This is a genomic window from Flavobacterium gilvum (assembly GCF_001761465.1).
GTDB classification, from domain to species: Bacteria; Bacteroidota; Bacteroidia; order Flavobacteriales; family Flavobacteriaceae; genus Flavobacterium; species Flavobacterium gilvum.
On record NZ_CP017479.1, the window covers coordinates 1,561,670 to 1,586,199 of the forward strand.

General features: G+C 34.8%; 25 protein-coding genes. 13 read left to right on the forward strand and 12 right to left on the reverse strand.

Annotation, left to right across the window (positions count from 1 at the left end; all coding sequences use genetic code 11):
- Positions 1-22: 22 nt before the first annotated feature.
- Entirely contained in the window at positions 23-241 is a 219-nt protein-coding gene (locus EM308_RS06475; protein ID WP_317039277.1) for a hypothetical protein, read from the forward strand.
- 103 nt (positions 242-344) lie between these two features.
- On the opposite strand, the gene EM308_RS06480 is transcribed toward EM308_RS06475, so the two are convergent.
- Positions 345-1,760, reverse strand: a complete 1,416-nt coding sequence (locus tag EM308_RS06480; RefSeq protein WP_035637516.1) for a DUF4403 family protein — start codon at positions 1,758-1,760, stop codon at positions 345-347.
- 68 nt (positions 1,761-1,828) lie between these two features.
- On the opposite strand from EM308_RS06480, the gene EM308_RS18315 reads away from it, so the two are divergent.
- The 8 genes from EM308_RS18315 to tsaB all read left to right on the forward strand — a co-directional run bounded on the left by EM308_RS18315 (position 1,829) and on the right by tsaB (position 9,911).
- Positions 1,829-1,957 (forward strand): hypothetical protein, encoded by a 129-nt coding sequence (locus EM308_RS18315; RefSeq protein ID WP_262488061.1) that lies wholly within the window; start codon positions 1,829-1,831, stop codon positions 1,955-1,957.
- Between the two features lie 43 nt (positions 1,958-2,000).
- Positions 2,001-2,702, forward strand: a complete 702-nt coding sequence (locus EM308_RS06485) for an ABC transporter ATP-binding protein (RefSeq protein ID WP_035637515.1) — start codon at positions 2,001-2,003, stop codon at positions 2,700-2,702.
- Entirely contained in the window at positions 2,695-3,939 is a 1,245-nt protein-coding gene (locus tag EM308_RS06490; RefSeq protein ID WP_035637513.1) for an ABC transporter permease, read from the forward strand. The genes EM308_RS06485 and EM308_RS06490 overlap by 8 nt, the downstream gene beginning before the upstream one ends.
- Before the next feature lie 2 nt (positions 3,940-3,941).
- A complete protein-coding gene (locus EM308_RS06495) occupies positions 3,942-5,207 on the forward strand; it encodes an ABC transporter permease (protein ID WP_035637511.1) in 1,266 nt (421 codons plus the stop codon).
- 46 nt (positions 5,208-5,253) lie between these two features.
- Positions 5,254-6,375: an efflux RND transporter periplasmic adaptor subunit gene (locus EM308_RS06500; RefSeq protein ID WP_035637509.1), complete on the forward strand. Its 1,122-nt coding sequence runs from the start codon at positions 5,254-5,256 to the stop codon at positions 6,373-6,375.
- Between the two features lie 66 nt (positions 6,376-6,441).
- Positions 6,442-7,809 carry a TolC family protein gene (locus tag EM308_RS06505; RefSeq protein ID WP_035637507.1) on the forward strand — a complete coding sequence of 456 codons (1,368 nt, stop codon included), beginning with the start codon at positions 6,442-6,444 and terminating at the stop codon, positions 7,807-7,809.
- Positions 7,810-7,813: 4 nt separating this feature from the next.
- Positions 7,814-9,103, forward strand: coding sequence for an efflux RND transporter periplasmic adaptor subunit (locus EM308_RS06510; RefSeq protein WP_035637505.1), 1,290 nt, complete (start codon positions 7,814-7,816; stop codon positions 9,101-9,103).
- Positions 9,104-9,239: 136 nt separating this feature from the next.
- On the forward strand, positions 9,240-9,911 hold the full coding sequence (gene tsaB / locus EM308_RS06515) for a tRNA (adenosine(37)-N6)-threonylcarbamoyltransferase complex dimerization subunit type 1 TsaB (RefSeq protein ID WP_035637503.1): 672 nt from the start codon (positions 9,240-9,242) through the stop codon (positions 9,909-9,911).
- Positions 9,912-9,918: 7 nt separating this feature from the next.
- Here the strand turns inward: tsaB and EM308_RS06520 are convergent, their stop codons facing one another.
- From EM308_RS06520 to EM308_RS06530, 3 genes are all read right to left on the reverse strand, one after another.
- Entirely contained in the window at positions 9,919-10,758 is an 840-nt protein-coding gene (locus tag EM308_RS06520) for a mechanosensitive ion channel family protein (protein WP_035637501.1), read from the reverse strand.
- A 79-nt stretch (positions 10,759-10,837) separates the two neighbouring features.
- On the reverse strand, positions 10,838-11,296 hold the full coding sequence (locus tag EM308_RS06525) for a hypothetical protein (protein ID WP_051877793.1): 459 nt from the start codon (positions 11,294-11,296) through the stop codon (positions 10,838-10,840).
- 154 nt (positions 11,297-11,450) lie between these two features.
- Positions 11,451-12,344, reverse strand: coding sequence for a NifU family protein (locus tag EM308_RS06530; protein ID WP_035637499.1), 894 nt, complete (start codon positions 12,342-12,344; stop codon positions 11,451-11,453).
- Between the two features lie 123 nt (positions 12,345-12,467).
- Between EM308_RS06530 and EM308_RS06535 the strand changes: the two genes are divergently transcribed.
- A complete protein-coding gene (locus EM308_RS06535) occupies positions 12,468-13,463 on the forward strand; it encodes a PorP/SprF family type IX secretion system membrane protein (RefSeq protein ID WP_035637497.1) in 996 nt (331 codons plus the stop codon).
- A 17-nt stretch (positions 13,464-13,480) separates the two neighbouring features.
- Positions 13,481-13,996 (forward strand): gamma carbonic anhydrase family protein, encoded by a 516-nt coding sequence (locus tag EM308_RS06540; RefSeq protein WP_035637495.1) that lies wholly within the window; start codon positions 13,481-13,483, stop codon positions 13,994-13,996.
- 90 nt (positions 13,997-14,086) lie between these two features.
- Here EM308_RS06540 and murI read toward each other — a convergent pair whose 3' ends face one another.
- The 8 genes from murI to EM308_RS06580 all read right to left on the reverse strand — a co-directional run bounded on the left by murI (position 14,087) and on the right by EM308_RS06580 (position 22,660).
- Positions 14,087-14,863 (reverse strand): glutamate racemase, encoded by a 777-nt coding sequence (gene murI, locus EM308_RS06545; protein ID WP_035637493.1) that lies wholly within the window; start codon positions 14,861-14,863, stop codon positions 14,087-14,089.
- Between the two features lie 110 nt (positions 14,864-14,973).
- Positions 14,974-15,474 carry an OmpH family outer membrane protein gene (locus tag EM308_RS06550; RefSeq protein ID WP_035637491.1) on the reverse strand — a complete coding sequence of 167 codons (501 nt, stop codon included), beginning with the start codon at positions 15,472-15,474 and terminating at the stop codon, positions 14,974-14,976.
- A gap of 39 nt (positions 15,475-15,513) precedes the next feature.
- A complete protein-coding gene (locus EM308_RS06555; protein ID WP_070261801.1) occupies positions 15,514-16,752 on the reverse strand; it encodes an OmpH family outer membrane protein in 1,239 nt (412 codons plus the stop codon).
- A gap of 55 nt (positions 16,753-16,807) precedes the next feature.
- Positions 16,808-19,552, reverse strand: coding sequence for an outer membrane protein assembly factor BamA (gene bamA / locus EM308_RS06560; protein ID WP_035637489.1), 2,745 nt, complete (start codon positions 19,550-19,552; stop codon positions 16,808-16,810).
- A complete protein-coding gene (locus EM308_RS06565; RefSeq protein WP_035637486.1) occupies positions 19,485-20,222 on the reverse strand; it encodes an isoprenyl transferase in 738 nt (245 codons plus the stop codon). The genes bamA and EM308_RS06565 overlap by 68 nt, the downstream gene beginning before the upstream one ends.
- A 1-nt stretch (position 20,223) precedes the next feature.
- A complete protein-coding gene (gene porG, locus EM308_RS06570) occupies positions 20,224-20,907 on the reverse strand; it encodes a type IX secretion system protein PorG (RefSeq protein WP_035637483.1) in 684 nt (227 codons plus the stop codon).
- 147 nt (positions 20,908-21,054) lie between these two features.
- Entirely contained in the window at positions 21,055-21,939 is an 885-nt protein-coding gene (locus EM308_RS06575) for an NAD kinase (protein WP_035637480.1), read from the reverse strand.
- 61 nt (positions 21,940-22,000) lie between these two features.
- Positions 22,001-22,660, reverse strand: coding sequence for a CBS domain-containing protein (locus EM308_RS06580; protein WP_035637477.1), 660 nt, complete (start codon positions 22,658-22,660; stop codon positions 22,001-22,003).
- A gap of 112 nt (positions 22,661-22,772) precedes the next feature.
- Between EM308_RS06580 and EM308_RS06585 the strand changes: the two genes are divergently transcribed.
- Together EM308_RS06585 and EM308_RS06590 are read left to right on the forward strand one after the other, a co-directional pair.
- Positions 22,773-23,486 (forward strand): pyridoxine 5'-phosphate synthase, encoded by a 714-nt coding sequence (locus EM308_RS06585; protein WP_035637474.1) that lies wholly within the window; start codon positions 22,773-22,775, stop codon positions 23,484-23,486.
- 204 nt (positions 23,487-23,690) lie between these two features.
- Complete coding sequence (locus EM308_RS06590) at positions 23,691-24,452, forward strand: alpha/beta fold hydrolase (protein WP_070261802.1); 762 nt, start codon at positions 23,691-23,693, stop codon at positions 24,450-24,452.
- Positions 24,453-24,530 lie beyond the last annotated feature (78 nt).

The following is a 24,530-nucleotide window of genomic DNA, read 5'->3' on the forward strand; positions in this document are numbered from 1 at the left end:
TAAGAGAATAGAAAAAAGAAAAGTGAGAGGGAGAGTATGTTTTTATATTCTATGTTCTATATTCTTTTCTGTCTCTTCTTATGCCCAATGTGCCATGTGCCGTGCAGCTTTGACAGGTAATGAGAACAAAACTCAAGCGGCGGCTGTAAACGACGGAATCGTTTATCTTATGGTGATTCCGTATGTGCTTGTTGCGGCTGTGGGCTATTATGTTTATCGAATGAAAAAGAAGAAACAGTAGGTTAAAAACAATAGCAATATTTAATAAAAAAGTCAGTCTCTAATATTTTTTTTGAGACTGACTTTTTTAAAACGGAATTCTAAAAAACTAAAAAAGGCTTACTTTATTTAAGTCCGTCGATGGAAACGTTTATATTTCCGTTTATTTTTATGAAAGCAATCATCGCTTGATTTGTAAGTTCTATTTTTTCAAATTTAATATCTTCCATTTTTCCGTTAATGAAAACACCGGGCATCGGAGAATAGTTTTTCAGATAAGTCATCATGCTTTGTTTGGCTTCATCAAGATTTTGTTTGATTGAATAGCGACAGTTTTCCTGTATTTTTTTTAAAATAATTCCCTGTGCCAGCCAGTTTGCGGTTCGCATCAATCGGCTTTTGGTATCCAAAACATAATCCAGTTTGTCAAAATAGATTTCTTTGGAGGTGTCGTTGTATTGTGGAAAACCGTTTAGGTAAATTGTACCATTTACAGAGCCTTGTAAATCCAGGGCTATTACCAGTTTTCCTTCTTTGTGCCAAAGAGCAACATTTTGAACTTTTACTTTTTTGCCTCCGGATCCAAATTCCTGACCGGCAAAGTTGGCCACCATCAACTTTGAAGCCTCTTGGTAGGTAGAAACAGCTGCTATGTTTGCCGAGATTTGCTCTGGTATTTTTTCAACTGCTTTCAGAGCTATTTTATTGGCTTCAAATTTTGCTTCCGGTTTTTTTCCAATCAGCGTTTCCATGTTGCATTTCATTCCCATATTAATTAGGAAGGAATCGTTTTTTAATTTGGCATTGGTTGAATAAGCTTCGATAGGAATAATTCTGAGCCAGCTTTTATAGGCTTCGCTCATTTCGAATGGAGTACATACTTTTGACAGAGCATCCATTACATTGGGCTTGAAATCCATGGAATTTTCTATGGCTGAATCAATGCTTTTTTCAATGTCCTTTTTAAAGAGACTTATAGCTGGATTGATAAGATAAGTTATTGGCATGTTTTTTCCGAAAACCGTCATTGTTGGGCTTTCTACCCAGTCCAATGATTTTAAATTTGTTTTTGAGCTTAATTTCCAATTGTTTAGACTAACGGTGCTGAGTAAAGTAACCACGCCGTTTAGATTAAATTCCTGAGTTTTGTACAGGTCAACTCCCATAGTTTTGGTTCCCATTCGGTATTTCGCCCAAATTTTCAGAGGTAAAACAGTTTTTAATTTTTCACCGTCTTTGTTATTGTCATTGCTGATGGTTATAGGGGCTTGTTTCCAAACTTTGATTTCAATGTTATCGTCTTCAATATTATTGTCTTCATAGATTAAGCCATTCAATAAAGTATTGGTTTTGTTTTGAATGTCTTTTAATTTGATGCTGACTGGCAGGTTTATAAACGAAGGTGTGGTTGTGTAGGTCAATGGTATAGCGTCGTCCGGTTCGGGTTTTAATGCTTCAATTTTTTGCTGTGTTGAAGAGCAGCTCGCTATGAGTGTCAATATGCATAAGGAAGCAACAAGAATGGAAAAGGGCTTTAACATTTGTGCGTTTTTTTTTATGCAAATTTAATAAAACAAATATATTTCTTGGCTATGGGTGTAACATTTTTATGAGTCATAAGTCTTATGTAATGGGTTTCGCCAAAGAAGGATATATGAATGTTGCCGATAGTTTACAAATTGGTGAATGTCAATTGGAAATAATTAAAACAGAATATGAAATAATTAGTGATTTTTAGTATTTTATTTTTCGTGGTACTGTTTTTTTAAAATAAATAAATTATGATTGAAATTAAAGACTTACACAAATCTTACAAAATGGGACATACCGAGTTGCATGTTCTGAAAGGAATTAATTTCAATATAAAAGAAGGGGAATTGGTTGCCATTATGGGGTCTTCAGGATCGGGAAAATCTACCTTGCTTAATATTCTTGGAATTCTTGACGAAGCAGACTCGGGGCTTTATACTCTTGACAACGTTCCAATCAAAAAGTTAAACGAAACTATCGCTTCCAAATATAGAAACCAATTTCTTGGTTTTGTTTTCCAGTCTTTCAACCTGATTAATTACAAAAGTGCGTTGGATAATGTGGCTTTGCCTTTGTATTATCAAGGTGTCAAACGAAAAGAGCGCAACGAAATAGCAATGAAATATCTTGAGAAAGTTGGATTGGCCACCCATTCGCATCATTTGCCCAATGAACTTTCGGGAGGGCAAAAACAACGAGTGGCCATCGCCAGAGCTTTGGCATCCAACCCAAAAGTATTGTTGGCAGATGAACCTACAGGAGCTTTGGATACATTGACTTCCTACGAGGTGATGGATTTGATACAAGGAATAAATGATGAAGGGAAAACTATTTTGATAGTGACTCACGAACCCGATATTGCAGCTATGTGCAAACGAAATGTAGTCCTAAAAGACGGAGTAATCATCGATGATAAAATGGTAGAACAAGTTAGAGCTTCTTCTTATGTTTAATATTGAACGCTGGCAGGAAATATTTGAGGCTATGTCCAAAAATAAACTGAGAACTTTCCTTACGGGAGTTTCGGTGGCTTCGGGTATTTTTATTTTGGTGATTCTTCTTGGGGTTGGAAAAGGATTGCAAAACGGAATTGAAAAACAATTCGAGCAGGATGCAGCTGGGATTATCGAAGTTTGGGCTGGGACAACTACAAAAGCCTACAAAGGAATGAATCCTGGAAGGGAAATCCAGTTTAGAAACAGCGATTATGAAATTCCGGTTCAAAAATTTGGCGATAAATTAGATAAAAATGCGGCTAGTTTGAATGGTTGGGGAATCACTATGAGCTACGGCAAAGAATCCGGAAATTATCAATATCGCGGAGTCAATCCTGATTTTATGGCGATTGAAAACACCTCTGTTGTACAAGGTAGAGCCTTAAATACCAATGACATTATTCATAATGAAAAAGTAGCAGTCATTGGGATGAAAATAAAGTTGGATTTGTTTAAGGAAAAAAATCCAATAGGAGAGCAGATAGTAATAAGTAATATTAATTTCAAAGTGGTTGGTGTATATACTGATCCTGGAGGAGAAAGAGAAGAGTCCAGAGTGTTCCTGCCTTTGACTACTGCACAAAAGGTTTTTGGAGGAGGAGATAAAATCACTTATATGGCCTACATTCCTAAAAAGAAAGACACTTATGAAGAGGCTTTGGCCGAAAGTAATAAATTCACAAATGATTTAGGAGTGTTGTTAAGAGGCAAAAATGGCGTTGCTCCCGATGATGAAAGTGGAATAGGTATTTATAATTCAACTGAAGAAGTCAAGAAGTTTTATGATTTGAACCTTTATATCCGATTGTTTTTTTGGTGGGTTGGTATCTGTACCATTATTGCCGGAGTTGTTGGTGTCAGTAATATTATGATGATTATTGTCAAAGAAAGAACCAAGGAAATTGGTATTCGAAAAGCGCTTGGCGCTTCTCCACTTTCGATAATTGGAATGATTTTGCATGAGTCAATCTTTATTACTGCTTTTTCAGGTTTTGTTGGGTTGTTGACAGGATTGAGCCTTTTGGAATTAATTGGCCCACATGCGCAAAGTGAATATTTTGTGAACCCGCAAGTCGATTTTACCGTGGCCTTATCAACCTTAATTATCTTAGTAGTTGCGGGTGCTCTGGCAGGATTTTTTCCGGCTTATCGCGCAGCACAAATCAAACCTATTGTAGCACTTAGAGACGAATAATTATGTTTGACAGAGAAAAATGGAATGAAATTTTAGAGGCTCTTACCGCCAATACCTTCCGAACGCTGCTTACGGCTTTTGGAGTGTTTTGGGGGATATTCATTTTGGTTATTTTATTGGCAGCTTCGAATGGTTTGGAGAATGGCGTGAAAAAAGGATTTGATGGTATTGCCACAAATACCATGTTTATATGGACACAAACTACATCAAAGGCTTACAAAGGCTTGCCTAAAACCCGCCGATATGATTTTAAAAATAGTGATGTTGATGGCTTAAAACAAAAATTTCCGGACTTATTATATGTTTCTCCACGCAATCAATTAGGAAATTTTAATGGAGTAAATAATGTTGTAAGAGGAACAAAAACAGGTGCTTATAATGTTAATGGAGATTATCCAGAATTGGTCAAGCAAGAGCAAATGGATGTTGTTAAAGGTCGTTTTGTGAATCAACAGGATATATTAGCAAAACGAAAAGTTGCTGTTATTGGCAGTGGAGTTGTCAATGAATTGTATGCGAATGCTGAAGAAGTTATTGGCACTTATATCAAAATAAACGGTGTCAATTTTATGGTGGTTGGGGTTTATAAAAAGAAAGGCAATAATAATGGTAACGCAGAAGAAGCCCAGAAAAATATTTTTATTCCGTTTACCACTTTTCAGCAGGCATTTAACTATGGCGATAGAGTAGGATGGATGGCGCTTACGGCCAATGATGATGCGTCGATTACTGAACTTAAACCCGGAATTTTGGCATTTTTGAGAGAACAACATTCTATACACCCCGATGATGAACGTGCGGTGGGCAATTTTGACCTGTTTGCCGAATTTCAAAAAGTGCAAGACTTGTTCAAAGTACTTAAATTCATTGCGTATTTCGTTGGGACTTTAGTGTTGCTTTCTGGAATTATCGGAATCTCAAATATTATGCTGATTGTTGTAAAAGAACGAACCAACGAAATAGGAATCCGGAGAGCACTGGGAGCAACTCCAGGAGCCATTAGATCTCAAATATTATTGGAAGCCATTTTCCTGACCATAATTGCCGGAATGTTTGGTATTGCTGTTGCCACGGGTTTATTGGCGGTGCTAAATATGATTTTGGAGTCAATGCCTACTGATGGGATGATGTTTGTGAATCCCAATGTGGATTTGGTGGTTGTTTTCATAGCACTCCTCATTTTAGTTGGCTCGGGATTGTTGGCAGGGCTAATTCCAGCACAAACCGCTATAAAAGTGAAGCCAATAGATGCATTAAGAACAGAATAATTTACGCAATCAAAAAACATATAATAATCGAATTAAAATTTTTAAAATGAAAAAAGGAGTAACCATAACAGCATTGATTTTGATCGCAATAGTTTTTTTCGGGGCTTTGTATTATTTGTATGCAAAAAACCAACAATCTCCTATTGTTTTTGAAACTGATAAGCTGGAAGTGAAAACTATTGTAAAAAGTACCCTCGCTACAGGAAATATAGTGCCCGATGAAGAGGTGTTAATCAAACCAAATATTTCGGGAATTATAGAGCACGTGTATATTAAAGCCGGAGAATCGGTGAAAGCGGGAGATATGATTGCTAAAATTAAAGTGGTTGCCAACGTTTCCAATTTGAGTAATTCTCAAAACCAAGTAAGAATGGCAAAAATACAATTGGATAATCAAGAGAAATTATATCAACGACAAAAAACATTATTTGATAAAGGAGTAATTTCTGCAAATGATTTTGATGCAGCTCAATTGGCTTATAGTCGTGCAAAACAAGATTATAACGCTTCCCTACAGGGATTTGATATTATAAAAACAGGAACATCATCAGGTTTAGGAAATTATGCCAATACCTTGATTCGCTCAACCGTAAACGGAATGGTTTTGGACGTTCCTGTAAAAGTGGGGAACCAGGTAATTGAAAGCAATAATTTTAACGAAGGAACTACTATCGCCAGTGTTGCCGATGTTGGAAAAATGATTTTCGTAGGTAAAGTTGATGAATCTGAAGTAGGAAAAATAAAATTGAATATGCCTATCGAAATTACTGTTGGAGCCATCGAAAATAAAAAATTTACGGCAGTGTTGACTGATATTGCTCCAAAAGGGAAAACTGAAAATGGCGCTATTCAATTCGAAATAAAAGCAACATTGACAAACAGAGACAACACTTTTATCAGAGCTGGTCTGAGTGCCAATGCTTCTATTATTCTGGATAAAGCAGATAAAGTTCCGGCTTTGAAGGAATCCTTGGTTCAATTTGACAAAAAAACTTCGAAACCTTACGTGGAAATTGAGACCGGACCACAAAAATTTCAGAGAAAAGATGTCGTTCTTGGAGTTAGTGATGGAATTTATGTTCATGTTAAAAGTGGTCTTAAAGCTTTGGACAAAATAAAAATCTGGAATCAAGGCTTGTTGAAACCCGAAGAGAATAAAACAAAATAATGCTGAAGAAGATTTTTGATAAAAATAAATTTAGCAGTACGTTAACTGCCTTTTAATAAATTACAAATGAAAAAAATAAACTATTTTAGTATTGCTTTTGTCTTCCTGATTGGATTCGCGTCTCAGGCACAAACCAAGGCATGGACTCTGGAAGAGTGTGTGAAGTATGCCATAAAAAATAATATCTCCATAAAAAATACAGAATTGGATACAATCTCTGCAAATATTGATAAAAGAGGTGCTTTCGGGCGATTTTTGCCAAGTGCAAATTTAAGCGCCAACCATTCCTGGAACATTGGTTTGAACCAGGATATTACAACTGGGCTTTTGAGAAATCAAACAACTCAGTTTTCTGGTGTTGGTGCCAATGTTGGGGTTGATATTTATAAAGGGATGCAAAATCAAAACACATTGCGAAGAGCAAATCTTTCGATTGTAGCTACAAAATATAACTTGCAGAAAATGCAGGAAGACATTGCGCTTAATGTGGCAAATGCCTTTTTGCAGGTACTTTTTAATAAAGAAAATTTAAAAGTGCAACAGGAACAATTGGCTATTAATGAGAAACAATATACCCGTTCTCAAGAAATGGTGAAAGCGGGTTCAATACCGCGTGGGGATTTATTGGATGTAAAGGCTACGGTTGCAACCAATAAACAAAATGTTATTGCTGCCGAGAATAATTTGTTAATCTCTAAATTGAGTTTGGCACAATTGCTACAGTTAAAAGAATTTTGGGATTTTGATGTGGTTGATGATACTAATATCAATGACGAAAATAATCTGATGTCGGTTAAACCGATTGATATTTATGCTAAGGCAAAAGAAAGCAGAACCGAACTGAAGATAGCAAAAACAAATTTGGAAATAGCCGAAAAAGATATATCCATTTCCAAAGGAGCTTTTCAACCTTCGTTAAGAGCATTTTATGGTTTTGACAGCCGTGTGTCGTATGCAGATACTTTTAACCCTCAAACTGGTCAAATCGAATCGGCTAAACCACCCTTGGAACAATTAAATAACAATAAAGGACAAAATTTTGGATTACAATTGCAAATTCCGGTATTTAATGGTTTTTCTGTAAAAAATAATGTAGATCGTTCCAAAGTTGCATTTGAAAAGTCTAAAATAGCATTGGAAAAAGCTGACTTGGATTTACAACGAAATGTTTATACTGCTTTTACAGATGCTAAGGGAGCAATGAATGCACACGAATCGGCTATTGTTGCACTTGAATCCAGAGAGGAAGCTTATAATTATGCCAAAGAAAAATATGCCGTCGGTTTGATGAATTCTTTCGACTTTAATCAATCGCAGACTTTGTTGACCAATGCGCAATCGGAAGTGCTGAGAACCAAATACGATTATATATTTAAGATAAAAATTTTAGAATTTTATTTCGGAATTCCAATCGACCAAATCATGAAAAAATAATACCATGTCAAAAAAAACAATTTACATTTTAATAGGCTCAGCGATAGTAATTATTGGAGTTTTAGTGGGGCTTTCAAAAGCTGGAATTATTGGTAATAAAGACAAAGGCAAAGAAGTAGAAATTGCAGATGCTGAAACCGGCACAATAGTAGAAACGGTTTCGGCAACTGGAAAAATCCAACCTGAAATTGAAGTAAAAATGGCTTCAATGGTTTCGGGCGAGATTATTGATTTGCCTATCAAAGAGGGACAAGTAGTAAAAAAAGGTGATTTGTTATTGAAGATAAATCCAGATTTATACACTTCCGGATTGAATCGTTCAGTAGCGAATTTGTCAGGTTCCAAAGCAAGTTTAAGCCAGTCTGATGCTTCTTTCAATGAAGCAAAATCCAATTATGAAAGAAATAAAATTTTGTTTGAAAAAGGGATTATTTCCAAATCAGACTGGGATAAATCTATAGCTTCTTTTGAGGTGGCAAAAGCCAACAAACAATCAGCTTATTACAATGTGCAAAGTGCTTCGGCTTCTGTCAATGAAGCGAAGGATAATTTAGGAAGAACCGTAATTTACGCTCCTGCAGACGGAACAATATCTGTGCTGAATGTAGAATTGGGGGAAAGGGTTTTGGGAACGCAACAAATGGCGGGAACAGAGCTTTTGAGAGTTGCCAATCTAAACAATATGGAAGTTGAAGTAGACGTCAACGAAAATGACATCGTAAAAATAAAGGTAGGAGATGCTGCCAATGTTGAAGTAGATGCCTATTTGAAAAAACAATTCAAGGGTGTTGTGACCAGTATTTCCAATTCGGCAAGTACTGCTTTGACAGCAGACCAAGTGACCAATTTTAAAGTAAAAGTCAGAATTTTGAAAGAATCTTATCAGGATTTACTGGAGGGTCAGCCAGCTACGTATTCTCCATTCCGTCCAGGTATGACTGCAACGGTTGATATCATTACCACAACAAAGAATAATGTGGTTTATGTTCCAATCAGTTCGGTTGTTGTAAAATCAGATACAACTGCTGTTAAAATTGGTCAAGTACCAGTTTCTGATGATAAAAAGCCAGCACCCAAAAATGATAAAAAGTTGGAGTGTGTTTTTGTTAAATCGGGTGATAAGGCCAAAATCAGAATCATTAAAACCGGTATTCAGGACGATACTAATATTGAGGTAATGTCTGGTCTCAAAAAAGGTGATGTTGTAATCACCGGCCCATACACAACAGTAGCCAAAGAATTAAATTCTGGCGACAAAGTGTTTATTGCAAAGCCAGACGATAAAAAGAAATAATTTTCATTTTAAATTAATAAAAAGGGGCACGTCTTGAATTTTCAAGGCGTGTTTTGTTTTAATAAAGGATTTATCAAAAATCCGTGTAAATTTGCAATTCTAAAATCTGCAGTCTAAAATCTAAATTCAAAAAAAAGTGTCTTATATTCTAAACATAGAAACCGCTACCAAAAATTGTTCTGTTGCTTTGGCAAAAGGAGGAAAAACAATATTGTGCAAAGAAATAGCCGATGAAGGTTATTCGCATGCAGAGCGTTTGCATGTTTTTATTGAGGAAATTATTCAGGAATCCGGAATAGGGATGAAAGATTTGGAGGCTATCGCAGTAAGTCAGGGTCCAGGATCATATACCGGATTACGTATCGGTGTTTCTGCTGCAAAAGGTTTGTGTTACGCTTTAAATATACCTTTAATTGCGGTGGATACTTTGTTGGCATTGGCTTCAAAAGTTTCGGTGACAGATGGTGTGATAGTTCCGATGCTTGATGCGCGCAGAATGGAAGTGTATAGCGCTGTTTTTTCTTCAACTTTGGAGAAAAATAGAGAAATTCTAGCCGAAATAATTGATGAAAATTCTTTTGCGGAGATAAAAGGAAAGGTATATTTTGTTGGAGATTGCAATGAAAAATGCAAAAGTGTACTGACCAAAGATAATTTTGTTTTTTTGGATAACATAAAATATCCTTCAGCCAATGAAATGAGTGTTTTGAGTTTTGACAAATACAAAATAAGCGACACCGTTGATGTCGCTTATTTTGAACCTTATTATTTGAAGGATTTCTTAGTGGCTAGTCCTAAAAAACAGTAATTGTTTTTTATTGTTGTTCTGGTTTCTTCGTATTACTTAGTTCCGAAACAAAAGGTTGGAAAACAATTCCGGCTTCGTCAAAAGCCAATTTACAGTTTTCCAAGGTAGAAGCTACAACAGCAGCATAATCTTCAGTTTTTGCCCAAGGTCTTACCGCTAATTGAATTGCACTGTCTGTTAGGTTTTTAACTGAAACTTCTGCAACAGGTGTGGTTAATACTTTTGTGTCTTGTGATAAAACATTGGTAATAATGTCTTTGGCTTTTTTTAGATCAGTTCCATAAGATATGGCAATTGTTAAGTCTGCTCTTCTTGTTCCTTGCATCGAATAATTGGTAATGGTTCCGTTGGACAAAGCACCGTTTGGAACAAAAATAGTTTGGTTGTTTCCGGTGACCAACTTGGTTACAAAAATTTGTATTTCAAGTACAGTTGCCATAACTCCCTGCGCTTCGATTGTGTCTCCCACTTTGAAAGGTTTGAAGAGAATGATTAAAATTCCACCAGCAAAATTGGATAAAGAACCCTGCAATGACATACCGATTGCAAACCCCATAGTTGCCAAAATAGTAACAAAGGAAGTAGTTCCGATGCCTAATTTATCGATGACAGTTACAAATAATAGTCCTCTTAAAATCCAGAGTAAGATGTCGGCGAGAAATTTGGTTAAAGTGGGATCCAAATTTTGTTTCACCATTAATTTTCTCATAAATCTATTGATAATTCGAATGGCATATAGACCGACAAATAAAATGACAAAGGCAGAAATAGCTACCGGTGAATATTCTATTATTTTATTTGTAAAATAGTCTGCGTAAGCAGTAATGTAATTGGTTTCTAAAGTCATATTTTAATGTATAAAAAAACCTTCAAATGAAGGTTTTGGTTGAGTTGTAAAATTACGTAATTAAAATTTTTCACAAAAGTTATTCTGGATTTTCTTCTTTCTTTGTTGGGGTATCAGGTTCTTTTGTGTCTGAAAGGTTTTCTTTTTCTTTTTCCTTTAAGCTGTTTATAACTTCGGTTCCTTTTACTTTGGCTTCTTCCAATATTGATTCTGCTTTTTCAATATAAGGAGTTGCAGTTTCTTTTGCTTTAGCGACTGTTTCATCAAGAATAGCTTCTGCCTTTTCGATCTGAGGTGTAGCTGTTTCTTTTATTTTTGCAGCTGTTTCTTGTAAAATGGCTTCTGTTTTTTCAACATAAGGAGTGGTAGTTTCTTTGATTTTGGAAACAGTTTCTTCAATAATTTCTTCGGCTTTTTCAATATAGGGTTCGGCCTTTGTTTTGGTTTCTTCAATACTGTTTTCTACCTGTTTGGTGATTTCGGTTGCAGTATTTTTGGCAGAGCCAAATAAATTCTTAAAAAATGATGATAGTCCCATAGCTTTTTAATTTAGATATTAAAAATACGCTTTTTATTTAAACTATTGAAAATCAATTGTTTTTTCAAAACATTTTTCGATAATGTTTTAAAATGAGGAAATAAAAAAGCGATACCAAAAAGGTATCGCTTCTGAATAAAATCTAAATTATTTTTTAAACGGCTTCTACTTTGATTCCTTCATCATTCAACATACTTTTTAGCATGTTTTCAATTCCGCTTTTTAAAGTGAAAGTAGATGATGGACATCCGCTGCAGGCACCTTGCATAATTACTTTCACAACTTTTGAGTCGTTATCATAAGATTCAAAAACGATATTTCCCCCATCTGCAGCAACGGCAGGTTTTACGTATTCTTCCAGAATGTTGATGATTTTTTGAGAAGTTTCGTCAAGTGAATCAAACGATTCGTCTTTGGCTTTTTCGTCTTTAACAATGGTAGAAATTAAATTTTCGTCAAGAACTGTTCCTCCATTTTCAATAAATTGTTTGATAAAAGTTCTTAACTCCATTGTGATGTCCTGCCATTCGTTGATGTCATATTTTGTAACCGAAATATAATTTTCATCAATAAAAACTTCTTTTACATAAGGAAATTTAAATAATTCGGTTGCCAATGGTGAAGGCGCGCTTTGGTCTATGTTTTTGAATTCAACGGCATTTTTAGTTATCATTTTGTTGACAACAAACTTCAGTGCAGATGGATTTGGTGTCGATTCTCCGTAAACCGTAACAGCTTGTTTTTTTTGCTTATTTTCATCGGGATTGATTATAACGCCTCCTTTGTTCACATAAGCTTCAATTTGTTCGGCCACTGCTTCTTGAACATCTTCCCATTCTACAATGCTGAATCTTTCGACAGCAATAAAATTTCCAGATATATATACTGTTTTTACAAATGGTAAATAGAAAAGTTGCTGTGCAAGTGGAGAAGATTTTGCCTCGTCAATATTTTTAAATTCAAAACTCTCATTCTGAGTGATGAAATCTGGAAATTCAAATTTAATAATTGTCGGGTTTTGTGTTTCTTTTATCGTTACTTTAGTCATGATTTGTCGATTTTAGGCAAATTTACTAAAGTTATTTTCTATGATTAACTATATTTGGGATTTTAATGAATAAATTAACAAAAGGTTTTTTTGTTCACATTAATTTTATAAAAACAACCCCTCATGAGTTTTAAAATTAAGTCTGTTATTGCGTTCTTTTTTATAAGTTCTTTTGCATTTTCTCAGGAAGGAATACCGGTTTATTCGGATTATCTATCGGATAATTATTATTTGATTTTTCCTTCGATGGCAGGGGCTTCCAATTGTCACAAACTTAGGCTTACTGCCCGTAAGCAATGGTTTGATCAAACAGATGCGCCAGCTTTGCAAACACTGAGTTATAATGGTAGAGTAGGAGAGAAATCTGGTGTTGGGGCTATCGTTTTTAACGATGTGAACGGTTATCATTCTCAATTTGGTTTCAAAGCGACTTATGCGCATCATATTATGTTTTCCAGAGATGAAGTCGATTTGAATCAATTATCTTTTGGTGTTAATGTTGGTTTCAATCAAAGCCAATTGGATGAAACCGATTTTATGAATTCCGGTGATTACGATCCGGCACTTGGAAATATAAAACAGCACGCTTCTTATTTTAACTTGGATATTGGAGCTTCGTACAATTTCCTCGACTTTACTTTGAATGCTGTTGTGAAGAATGTTTTAGAAACGAGACAAGAACTTTATTCCGAATATGAAAGTGATAATTTAAGAAAATTTATTGTTAGTGGCGGTTATGTTTTTGGTAATGCCGATAAAATTTTATGGGAACCTTCACTTTTATATCAATATGTTGATAAAACCAAAGAAAGTTCATTGGACGTGAATATGAAAGCCTACAAGAATCTGGAAATGGGGCAATTATGGGGCGGTTTATCTTATAGACAAAGTTTTGACGGGGTACAATATAGAACCGGAAGCGGAACAAGTAGTCAAAAATTGCAGTATGTGACTCCTATTTTGGGATTCAATTATAAAAATTTCATGTTTGCGTACACGTACACTCACTTACTGGGTGATATTCAATATGAAAATTCCGGGTTTCACCAGCTTACTTTAGGGTTTAACTTTTTGTGTAAACCGGTTAAATACGATTGTAATTGTCCCGCAATTAATTAATAGCTAAAATAAAGAAAATGATAATAAAGGCAATAAAAGGAAAATCACCTGTCATTCCAGAAGATTGTTATGTGGCCGAAAATGCCACAATTGTTGGTGACGTGACTTTTGGTACCCAATGCAGCGTTTGGTTTAATGCAGTAATTCGTGGCGATGTTCATTTTATCACAATTGGGAATAAAGTAAATATTCAGGATGGAGCCATTGTGCATTGTACGTATCAAAAGCATCCAACTGTTATTGGTAATAATGTTTCTATAGGGCATAACGCCATTGTGCATGGCTGTACTATCCATGATAATGTATTAATTGGAATGGGGGCAATTGTTATGGACAATTGTGTGGTTGGGAGCAATTCAATTATTGGTGCAGGATCTGTTGTTACTCAAAATACAGTTATAGAGCCAGGATCTATTTGGGCTGGTGTTCCTGCCAAAAAAGTTAAGGATATTGATCAATCCAATTTTGCCGGTGAAATCGAGCGTATTTCCAATAATTACGTGATGTATTCCAGTTGGTTTAAAGAGGAATAATAAACTCAAAAGATTTATCTTTTCGTGGAAAAGCTTTTTCAAATTGGTTTAATAGCCAATAATAGTTTGAAAAAAGAAGTATGAAGTAATTTAAAAATCCATTTCTTCAACCGGGTATTTGTTTTCCAGTATTTCAGATAAAACTTTTGGATTGGTGTTTGTGTAAAAGATAGGATTGCTACTTTCTGCTGACGAAAAGCCTACTTTTTCTCTGAGTATATTTTGGGTTTGTTTTGCAACCGCCTCTCCAGAATCGATGATTTGAATATGTTCCGGAAGTATTTTTTTTATTTGAGGAATCAAATAAGGATAATGACTGCAACCCAAAACGAGATAATCAATATCGGCCTCAATCATAGGTGTTAAATAGGAATATAATAATTGGGTCATTTCTGTAGAATTGATTTGACCGTTTTCGATTAACTGAACCAATCCGTGACCTATTTGCTCGATGATTTTGATATCCTGAAACTTCTCGGCAGTTTTATTAAAAAGCTCACTGTTTAATGTTCCTTTTGTGGCCAGAATACCAATTTTTTGAGTTTTAGAGTTTGTTGCTGCCGGTTTTATGGCCGGTTCTATACCTATAAACGGAATACTGTATTTGGCTCTTAATTCCTGAATAGCGTTGGTTGTTGCAGTATTGCAGGCCACAACTATCAGTTTGCATCCCATTTCAATCAATAAATCAGTGTTTTTCATGCTCAAGGCAATGATTTCCTGTTTTGATTTTTGTCCATAGGGAGCATTCTTGCTGTCAGCAAGGTAGATCGTTTGCTCATTTGGCAACAGATTATGAATGGCTTTCCAGATGGAAGTTCCTCCAATTCCTGAGTCAAAAACACCAATTGGTCTATCGTTTGTCATACGTACAAATTTAAAAGCTATAGTTTAAATATACTATAATTTTTTTTGTAAAAAAAAACTGCTCACACCAATTATTTTGGAGGAGCAGTTTATTATCGATACGTTTTTGATTAAAAACCTAAATCTTTTTTTACGTCTGGAGTAATGTTTGTTCCGTCAGCAAGTAAAAGTGTAGATCCGTCAAGAACATATTGGAATCCTTTAGCTTTACCAACTTTTTGGATAGAAGCTTTTACTTTATCTATGATTGGCTTAACAATTTCTTCTTGTTTTTTTTGCAATTCTTTTTGAGCATTATCTCTAAAGTCAGCAATTCTTTTTTGCATATCTTGAACTTCTTTTGAACGCTCTTGGTTTACAGCTTCAGTGGCAGTTGTAGCCTCTGCTTCATATTTTTTAATTTTTGTTTGGTATTCATCAATCATCTTTTTGATGTCTGCATCATAAGTTGCACTCAATTTTTCCAATTGTTTTTGAGCATCAAGCATAGCAGGCATTTTGGCCATGATTTCATTTACATCGACATGAGCTACTTTTGTTTGAGCAGTTGAAATTTGAGTTGCACCTAAAAATAGTATCGCAGCAATTAATAGAGTTTTGAATTGTTTCATTGTGTTAAAATATTAAATAATTAGAATTTGTTTTAGTTTTTATTTTACTTCATTGGCCTTCTTTAAAGCCTCTTTCTCTTGAATTTCTTTTAATCTTTTTTCTTCTGCTGCTTTTTTGGCAGCTTCTCTGTCTTCCAATATTTTTTTTCTTTTTTCTTCCAAAGCTTTTTTACGTTCCTCGTATGCCTTTTTCTGATCTTCGGCAGTTGTGGTAGTTTTGGTTTCCTCTGTTGTTTTTTTAGAAGTGTCAGGATTTGCTACTGTGCTTGGAGTGAAATCTTTAGTTTCTTCAATCTTGGAAGGAGTGGAAGGAGCAACAGCTGTACCGCTTTTTTTAGCTTCCCTTTCTTCCAGTGTTTTTTTTCTTTTTTCTTCTAAAGCTTTTTTGCGTTCCTCGTATATTCTTTTTTGATCCTCAGCAGTAGTTGTTGTTTTGGCTCCTTTTGAAGTGTCAGTATTCCCGATTGTGCTTGGAGTGAAGTTTTTATTGTCTTCTGAATTAGCGGGAGCAACAACTGTGCCATTCTTTTTTGCTTCTCTTTCAGCCAATAATTTTTTTCTTCTTTCCTCGTATTGTCTTCGGGCTTCATCCTGAGCTGCTTTTTTATCAGTTACGAGTTTTTCTCTGGCGGCTTTTTTGTCTAATAGCGCTTTTTCTTTTTCGGCCAAAGCTGGATTTTCATCCATCTCGTCTTGTAAATTCTCTTTTGCTTCCTCTTCTTTTAGCTGTTTTTTAGTTAATTGTTCTCTTTTATCAGTTCGATTTAACATTCGAATTACCTGATCACTAACATCAAATCTTTTTGCAGCAAAAAGAATGGTTAAATGTGAAGATTTGTCAAATATGAAGTCGTATTTTTTTGCCTCTGCAATATCCTGAACAGCTGTAAAAACCTGATCTTGGATAGGTTTAACTAATCCGGCTTTCTGAATTATTAAATCTCCATTTGGGCCGAATCTTTTTTGTTGGTAATCCAGTTTTTCGGTTTCAAGGAACTTTATTTCTGTTTCTCTTTCTTCAATTAATTCTGCTGTCAATAACGGCTTTTCAGCTTTTAAAGCTTCAGAAAGTTTGTTGATTTCTATTTTTTTAGCCTCAATTTCTTGCTTCCATTGCTGCGCTTTTTGCTCTAATTGTGCTTTGGCTTCTACATAATTTGGAACATTTTCCAATATGTACTCCATATCAATATAACCAACCTTGTTTCCTCTGGTCTGCGCATCTACTATGGTTGCAGCGAAAAGCGATAAAATTATAAATAAAAATTCTTTTCTCATAATTTTTAATTTTAGAAAATCTAAATCAAATTTACTCAAAATTGCTTAATTATGATTAAAATTGCTGACCTATAATGAAATGCGTTTGCCATCCACTTGGTTGTACTGCTCCTGGAACAGCATCAAATCCGTAACCAAAGTCAATTCCCAATAAACCAAATGCAGGCATAAATACTCTTAATCCCACACCGGCTGAACGAGCCAAATTAAATGGTTGGTAATCGGATAAAGATTCATAGGATTGTCCTGCTTCCGCAAAAGTCAAAGCATAAATAGAAGCCGATTGTTTTAGTGTAATCGGGTAACGTAATTCTAATGAGAATTTATTATAAATAGTTGCACCATAAGCATCCCCAGTTGAGCTTGAAGGTGTCAATGAGCCATTTTCATATCCTCTCAACTGTATGTTTTGTCTTCCATCAATTGAGCTACCGGCCATACCATCTCCTCCTAAATAATATCTTTCAAATGGAATAACCCCTCTGTCCTGATTGTATGCTCCTAGGAATCCAAATTGCATTAAAGTTCTCAAAACTAATTTTTTATACAAAGTTGTGTACCAGTCTCCTGTAAATTGAACTTTGTAATATTCGAGCCATTTGTATTTTTCCTGGTCTACTTTTCCAGGATCGGCTACAGCATCTTGATAATTGTCAACTTTATTTGGAACAGTTCCTCCAGATGATGGTAACTTGTCTAGATAATCTCCGGCATTTACAACTCTGTCATTGTTGTCTACGTAAGAAGCTCCAGAATAGAGGTATTTATATTTTTGTTGCTCTCCTAATGTTGCATAATTTATGCCATTGAATAGAGAATAGGGTAATGTAAATTCCCCGTGTATACTAAATTCAGAACCGTAAGTTGGGAATATAGGGTTAAATCCTTTGCTGTTTCGGCTTAAACCAATAGAGTAGGATAAGTTTTTTGATTGTCCATTTGCAAAGGTAAACAAGCCATAATAGTAATTGTGCAAATCGTAACGTTGGAAACTAACAGATTGTGAAAGTGTAAAGAAATCATCAGGCACGGTCAGTCTTTTTGCTATTCCGACAGACAAAGACATAATGTTGATGTATTTTGATTTGTCAACGTTTTGCAATTGATAGTTGGAACTGTATTGCTGGCTAAAAGCAAAGGAGCTGTTAAAACTAATAGGTTTTTTTCCTCCAAACCAAGGTTCCGAAAATGATAAACTATAGGTTTTGTAATAAGAACTTGCCTGTAAACGTAAGGCAACTTTTTGTCCATCTCCCATAGGAACTGGACGGTAAGCATCTTTATTGAATAAATTTCTAGCCGAAAAGTTATTGAAAGAAAGTCCTAATGTTCCCACGAAACCACCTCCGCCATAACCTCCTTGAAGTTCTATTTGGCTGGCACCTTTTTCTACTACATTATATTCGATGTCAACGGTTCCGGCACTTCCATCAACGTTTTTGAATTTTGGTTCGATTTTTTCTGGATCAAAAAAGCCTAATTGTCCAATCTCTCTGATGGTTCTTACTAGTTCTGATTTGTTGTATTTCTCTCCCGGATGTGTTCTTAATTCGCGATAGATAACTTCATCGTTGGTTTTGTCGTTTCCAACAACCGTGATTTTGTTAAAATAAGCAATAGGTCCTTCGGTGATACGGATTTCAAAATCAATAATATTGTCTGTTGTTTTTGTCTCTACAGCGTTTATATTTGAAAACAAATATCCGTTATTTTGATAAAGATTGGTAATGTCTTCTCCGTCTGGTTTTGATTTGTCTGCAATCCTCTCCTGTAGCAGAACCCCATTGTAAACATCTCCTTTGTGGATACCAAGATAGTTCTTAAGTTGGTCGTCAGCGTAAACTGTGTTTCCAATAAATTTAATGTCTCCAAAATAATATTTAATACCTTCTTCAACCTTTATTTTGATATAAATGGCATTTTTGTCTTTATCATAAGCAACCGAATCATTCACGACACGAGCATCGCGGTATCCTATTTTTTTGTAGGCATCAACAACTTTTACAAGATCTTCCTGGTATTTGTCTTCAATGTATTTTGATCGTTTCAAAAGATTGAAGTAGTTTTTTTCTTTAGTGTTTTTCATGGCGCCAAGAAGTTTATTGCTTGGAACTTCTTTGTTGCCTTCGAAATCAATTTTGTAGACTTTTACTTTTTCCCCAACATCAACCTTTACAAGCATGTTGACATGATTGGCGTTTGTTGTGTCTTTTGTAGTGGTTATGTAGGTTTTTGCATTGTAAAAACCGTCTTTTTTGTATTTTTTCTCAATATAATTTTTGGTAGTAGTAATTAAATTTTCGGTTACGATTTTACCATTTGTCAAACCATTGTCTTTGATGAAAGATTCTGTTTTGCTTTTGGAAACTCCCACAAACTTAACTTCATTTATTTTAGGTAATTCTTTAATGTTTAAGTCCAGATAGATACTGTCATTTTCTATCTTGTTTACATAAAATGCAATTTCGTCAAAAAGCCCAAGTTTCCCTAGTTTTTTTATCGAACTACTGATTTGTTCACCTGGTATGGTAATTTCCTGCCCTTTTTCGAGACCAGCAAAAGTAACAACGGTTTGAGGGTTGAAGCTGATGTCTCCAACTACTTTTACGTCTGCTAATATGTATTTTTTACCTTGGTCAAACGGTACTCTGTCTTGTGCCTTAATTTGAGTGAATACTCCTAAAATTAAAAAGGTAAGGACTAGTTTTATGCTTTTATGTAACACTAAAATATTATTTAATTTGTTCACTTGTTTTTCCAAATCGACGTTCTCTTTTTTGATAATCAATGATAGCCTCATGCAATTCTTTTTCTTTAAAGTCAGGCCACAAAACATCAGTAAAGTACAATTCTGAATAGGCTATTTGCCAAAGCAGAAAATTACTTATTCTATATTCACCGCTTGTTCTTATCAATAAATCAACATCTGGCATATCACGCGTGTAAAGATGCTCATTTATAATTGAATCGTCAATACTGTCTATTGAAATTATATTATTTTTAACTTTATCGCTGATTATTCTCACGGCATTGACTAATTCTTCTCTGGCTCCATAGCTTAAAGCAAGTGTAAGTGTCAGTTTTGTATTGTTTTTTGTCCTATCAATTACTTCCTGAAGCTGTTTTTGGGCATTTTCTGGAAGTTTCTCCAAATTGCCTATTGCATTCATTTTGACACCGTCTTTCTCCATTGTCTTGAGTTCCTTTTTCAAGTTGTGAATCAAAACTTTCATCAAGGTGTCAACTTCAAGTTTGGGTCTGTTCCAGTTTTCTGTGGAGAATGCATAAAGAGTTAAATATTCAATTCCCAGATTGCTGCATTCTTTTATAATTTTCTTTACGGTTTTTGATCCGCTTTCGTGGCCAAGCGTTCTGATGAACCCTTTTTGTTTCGCCCAACGACCGTTGCCATCCATAATAATAGCTAGGTGTTTTGGAATATTGTCTTTATTTATTTGTTCTTTTAGCATTTTATTTTGATTCTGCGCAATAGCATGGTTTTTCTCCAAAAGTATATGTCAGTGTCAACCCTGAGAAAACATACCAATCATTATTATTTATATTTCCAAATTTTGGCAAATTGCCGTCACTTGGGTTGCTTCCGTCAATATTATCTGTGAATGTATATCGGGCGCCAACTTCCAAACCTAAAACAAAATTTCTTGAAAAATTTGTCTTGACACCAAGTGTCATTGGTATGGCAACATTGCTTTTCAGGCCGTCTTTATGCGTAACTCCGGAGATTACATACAATTCGTCATAAAAGAAATAACTTAAGCCAGAATACATATAAGGGGTGAATTTTACTTTTGAATCATGCAGGTTAAAATCAAAAAAATTAAACTCCAATCCTGCTGATAGTTCTTTGATATTGTTTTTAAACGTATAACCTCTATTGTATCTTCCTGTTTCATTTGAATCGTGATCATCGCCCGAAATTTGTGACTGGGTATAGGAAAATCTATAAGCGTGTCTTGGGCTTTTATTCCATTTGTATAAAATACCAAATGCAGGCTCGTTTGGAGCTATATAAGTTGTTGAACCTACATCTCCTATGAAATTGCTGCCTCCAAGAAATACTCCTATTTCATTGATTTGGGAATGAATGGAAGTAAAGGTAAAAAAGCACAAAAATGAAATGAAAATTTTATTCATAAAATATAAAATTGCCTGCAAATATAATAATTATCAATAGGATTCAATACGTATATTAGGAATACTGTCTTTTTTTAGACGAGATCCCTTTTTTTATATATAAAGATTATGGTATTAACGAATAATCAGAGCTATTAGTGTGTGGCTTTAATTCCTTCTGTCTTCCCCCCAAAGTAGTTTCGTTCTAAGGGTTTTTAAGAAGGTTTCTCCAGGAATCTCAACCATATTTATTTCGAAATCCGTTTTTTTAATTGTCAAAAAAGAATCATTTGTCGCACTTGTTATTCTGGAATCGAGGGAAACTAAATATTGTTCTTCTCTGCCGGAAACTTTTATACGTATTTCTGTCGAATCAGGAATTACAAGAGGTCTTGCATTCAGATTGTGGGGTGCGATTGGGGTAATTACTAGACTTTTTACATCGGGGGTCAAAATAGGGCCACCACAACTTAAGGAATAACCTGTTGTTCCGGTTGGAGTGGCTATGATTAATCCGTCTGCCCAATAAGAATTCAGAAATTCATCGTCCAAATAGGTTTCTATCGTTATCATAGAAGTGGTGTCCTTTCTACCCACGGTTATTTCATTCAACGCAAAATTTAAACCTTCAAGGGATTTATTTTCTGGATCACAGGTAAGACTTAATAATGCTCTTTTCGAAATTTTATATTTTTTGTCAATAACAATTTGCATGAAAGCTGCGATGTTTTCTTTTTGAACTGTTGCCAAAAATCCCAATCTTCCGGCATTTATTCCTAAAATAGGAACTCCTGAATTACGAACGAGTGTAACTGCTCTTAGCATAGTTCCGTCTCCTCCGATACTGATAAGCATATCAAAACTTGAATCGAGTTCGTCGTGGGAGGAAAAAGTGTTGTATTGGTGTTCAATTATTTTCTTTTCATACAACATATTTAGGAAATTTTCTTCAATAACCATTTCCACATCATTATTGTTAAAAAACACAAAAATGTCTTTAATGATTGGTTCTGTGCTTACTAAATAATATTGGCCAAAAATAGCTACTTTCATTTCTTTTGTTTTGTGATTTTGTTGTTTTGTGATTTTGGATTTTTAATGGTAAATCCAAAAATTACATATTCAGATATTTGTCCAAATAATCGGAACGATCTTTTAGCGTTTTGATGTAATTGTCTTCGTTATGTTCCGAAATGATTTCGTAGTTGTATCTTCTGAAGGTTTGAATGGTTTCATTCAGGGAACCAGCACTTATCTTGATAGTTATTTCTGTGGTATCTGCATTTGAATTTGAGATAAAAAGCCCTAAAAGTTTGCCGTTGTTGCTTTCGACAATTTGTGCTATCTGACTTATCGAATAATCAACAGTAGATTTATTTACTATAATGATAACTCCGGGTTCTTTTAAAAATGGGGTTTCGTGAAAAAACTTAATGATGTCTTCTATTTCGTAATAGCCAACATATTTGTTGTTTTCGTCTAGAATAGGAACAAGATTTGTGTGATTTTTGGCAAAAACTTCCAAAACGTCTAGCCAAATCATATCTGTTCTTGCAAAAAAGTGTTCTAAGACGTATTTGTAATCATTGATTTTTTTATCGCTGTCAAAAGTTTCAATGTCTTCGGCGGCAATGCTTCCAACGAAAATTTCATCTTCAATGACAGGGAAGTGAGAAAAGGACAAATCACCAAAAAAATCCTGAACGGATCCAATAGTTTCTTGAGCATCAATTGCTTTGTAGTCGTTTGTGATGTAATCTTTTATATCTGTCATAAATCTATCCTCAATAATCGATGCAAAATAATCAAAATTATACAAAATATGCTACCTTTTAGTTTGTATTTTTGCCTTGTTAAACATATAATACACGATAAATACTGTTTTTATGACAAAACTTAGCGTTAATATAAATAAAATTGCCACTTTGCGTAATGCACGCGGTGGAAATGTTCCTGATTTACTGAAAGTTGCCACTGATATTCAGAAATTTGGAGCTGAGGGAATTACCATTCATCCACGTCCAGATGAGCGTCACATACGTTATCAGGATGCCCGTGATTTGAAATCTATTGTTTATACAGAGTATAATATTGAAGGAAATCCCCAACATAATTTTATTGATTTGGTTTTAGAATGTAAACCGGATCAGGTTACTTTGGTGCCCGATGCCATTGGTGCCATTACTTCTTCGGCAGGTTGGGATACCATAAAAAACCAATCTTATTTGGTTGAAGTTATTCAGGAATTTCAAAGAAACGGAATCAGAACTTCGATTTTTGTAGACCCGATTCTCGAAATGATTGAAGGTGCCAAAAAAACAGGTACCGACAGAATCGAACTCTACACCGAAGCTTTTGCGCATCAGTATGGTTTAGGCAATGAAAAAGGAATTGAACCTTACGTAAAATCGGCGGTTTTGGCCAATGAATTGGGGTTAGGAATTAATGCTGGCCATGATTTAAGTTTGGATAATGTTGAGTTCTTTAAGCAAAATATCCCAGGATTATTAGAGGTCTCTATTGGTCATGCACTTATATCAGAAGCTCTTTATCTTGGTCTGGATAATGTGGTAAATATGTATTTGCGAAAATTAAAATAAGATTTTTGATTTAAGATTGCTTCGCCTGTTCGCCTTTCAGGCTCGAGTAACGAATGATGATTTTTGATTTTTATGCTTATCATCTTCAAGTCTAAAATCATAATTTTCTATTCAAAAATTAAAAAGCTAATATTGATTAATGATTATTGAACGTAGAATTCAAATCTGCAATCTAAAATCTAAAATCTTCAATCTAAAATTACAATGCTTTACTCAAAAATAGAAGGTTCGGGGAAACCGTTACTTATAGTTCATGGTTTTCTAGGAATGTCAGACAACTGGAAAACACTTGGAACCCAGTTTGCCGCCGATGGTTATCAAGTGCATATGTTGGATTTGCGCAATCATGGGCGCAGTTTTCATTCTGATGAATTCAGTTATGAAATTATGGTTCAGGATGTGTTTGATTATTGTCAGACAAACAATCTGGAATCTGTTGTTATTATTGGCCATTCAATGGGCGGAAAAGTTGCTATGCTTTTGGCGACGACTTATCCCAATTTAGTAAACAAATTAGTAGTTGCCGATATAGGTCCTAAATTTTATCCGCCGCACCATCAAGATATATTGGCAGGATTAAATGCCGTTGATTTTTCTGTTAAACCAAGTAGGAGCGAAGTTGAGGAAATCATGAAGAATGATATTCCCGACTTTGGGACGCGTCAGTTTTTGATGAAAAGTCTGTACTGGCAAGAACCGGGACAATTGGCATTTCGATTTAATTTGAATGTTTTTAATAGAAAAATTAACGAAATAGGTAAGGAATTAGCGCCTCAACTAACTTTTGAAAAACCAACACTTTTTATTCGTGGTGGAAATTCCAATTATATTCTCGATGATGATTTTGACGGAATCAAAAAACATTTTCCATCTTCAGAAATAGCAACAATTCCAAATGCCGGGCATTGGCTTCATGCTGAAAATCCAGCAACGTTTTATGAATTAGTTGGTGCTTTTTTAAAATAATTTAACAAAGTATTTTAAATTTATTATATTTATTAAAATTTTAAATAACGAGACTGTGAAATCGCCATTAACTAAAAG

Coding starts and splice junctions, on each gene's coding strand:
- EM308_RS06480 (WP_035637516.1), bottom strand. CDS start 1,760: ATGTTAAAGCCCTTTTCCATTCTTGTTGCTTCCTTATGCATATTGACA.
- EM308_RS18315 (WP_262488061.1), top strand. CDS start 1,829: ATGAGTCATAAGTCTTATGTAATGGGTTTCGCCAAAGAAGGATATATG.
- EM308_RS06485 (WP_035637515.1), top strand. CDS start 2,001: ATGATTGAAATTAAAGACTTACACAAATCTTACAAAATGGGACATACC.
- EM308_RS06490 (WP_035637513.1), top strand. CDS start 2,695: ATGTTTAATATTGAACGCTGGCAGGAAATATTTGAGGCTATGTCCAAA.
- EM308_RS06495 (WP_035637511.1), top strand. CDS start 3,942: ATGTTTGACAGAGAAAAATGGAATGAAATTTTAGAGGCTCTTACCGCC.
- EM308_RS06500 (WP_035637509.1), top strand. CDS start 5,254: ATGAAAAAAGGAGTAACCATAACAGCATTGATTTTGATCGCAATAGTT.
- EM308_RS06505 (WP_035637507.1), top strand. CDS start 6,442: ATGAAAAAAATAAACTATTTTAGTATTGCTTTTGTCTTCCTGATTGGA.
- EM308_RS06510 (WP_035637505.1), top strand. CDS start 7,814: ATGTCAAAAAAAACAATTTACATTTTAATAGGCTCAGCGATAGTAATT.
- EM308_RS06520 (WP_035637501.1), bottom strand. CDS start 10,758: ATGACTTTAGAAACCAATTACATTACTGCTTACGCAGACTATTTTACA.
- EM308_RS06525 (WP_051877793.1), bottom strand. CDS start 11,296: ATGGGACTATCATCATTTTTTAAGAATTTATTTGGCTCTGCCAAAAAT.
- EM308_RS06530 (WP_035637499.1), bottom strand. CDS start 12,344: ATGACTAAAGTAACGATAAAAGAAACACAAAACCCGACAATTATTAAA.
- EM308_RS06535 (WP_035637497.1), top strand. CDS start 12,468: ATGAGTTTTAAAATTAAGTCTGTTATTGCGTTCTTTTTTATAAGTTCT.
- EM308_RS06540 (WP_035637495.1), top strand. CDS start 13,481: ATGATAATAAAGGCAATAAAAGGAAAATCACCTGTCATTCCAGAAGAT.
- murI (WP_035637493.1), bottom strand. CDS start 14,863: ATGACAAACGATAGACCAATTGGTGTTTTTGACTCAGGAATTGGAGGA.
- EM308_RS06550 (WP_035637491.1), bottom strand. CDS start 15,474: ATGAAACAATTCAAAACTCTATTAATTGCTGCGATACTATTTTTAGGT.
- EM308_RS06555 (WP_070261801.1), bottom strand. CDS start 16,752: ATGAGAAAAGAATTTTTATTTATAATTTTATCGCTTTTCGCTGCAACC.
- bamA (WP_035637489.1), bottom strand. CDS start 19,552: ATGAGGCTATCATTGATTATCAAAAAAGAGAACGTCGATTTGGAAAAA.
- EM308_RS06565 (WP_035637486.1), bottom strand. CDS start 20,222: ATGCTAAAAGAACAAATAAATAAAGACAATATTCCAAAACACCTAGCT.
- porG (WP_035637483.1), bottom strand. CDS start 20,907: ATGAATAAAATTTTCATTTCATTTTTGTGCTTTTTTACCTTTACTTCC.
- EM308_RS06575 (WP_035637480.1), bottom strand. CDS start 21,939: ATGAAAGTAGCTATTTTTGGCCAATATTATTTAGTAAGCACAGAACCA.
- EM308_RS06580 (WP_035637477.1), bottom strand. CDS start 22,660: ATGACAGATATAAAAGATTACATCACAAACGACTACAAAGCAATTGAT.
- EM308_RS06585 (WP_035637474.1), top strand. CDS start 22,773: ATGACAAAACTTAGCGTTAATATAAATAAAATTGCCACTTTGCGTAAT.
- EM308_RS06590 (WP_070261802.1), top strand. CDS start 23,691: ATGCTTTACTCAAAAATAGAAGGTTCGGGGAAACCGTTACTTATAGTT.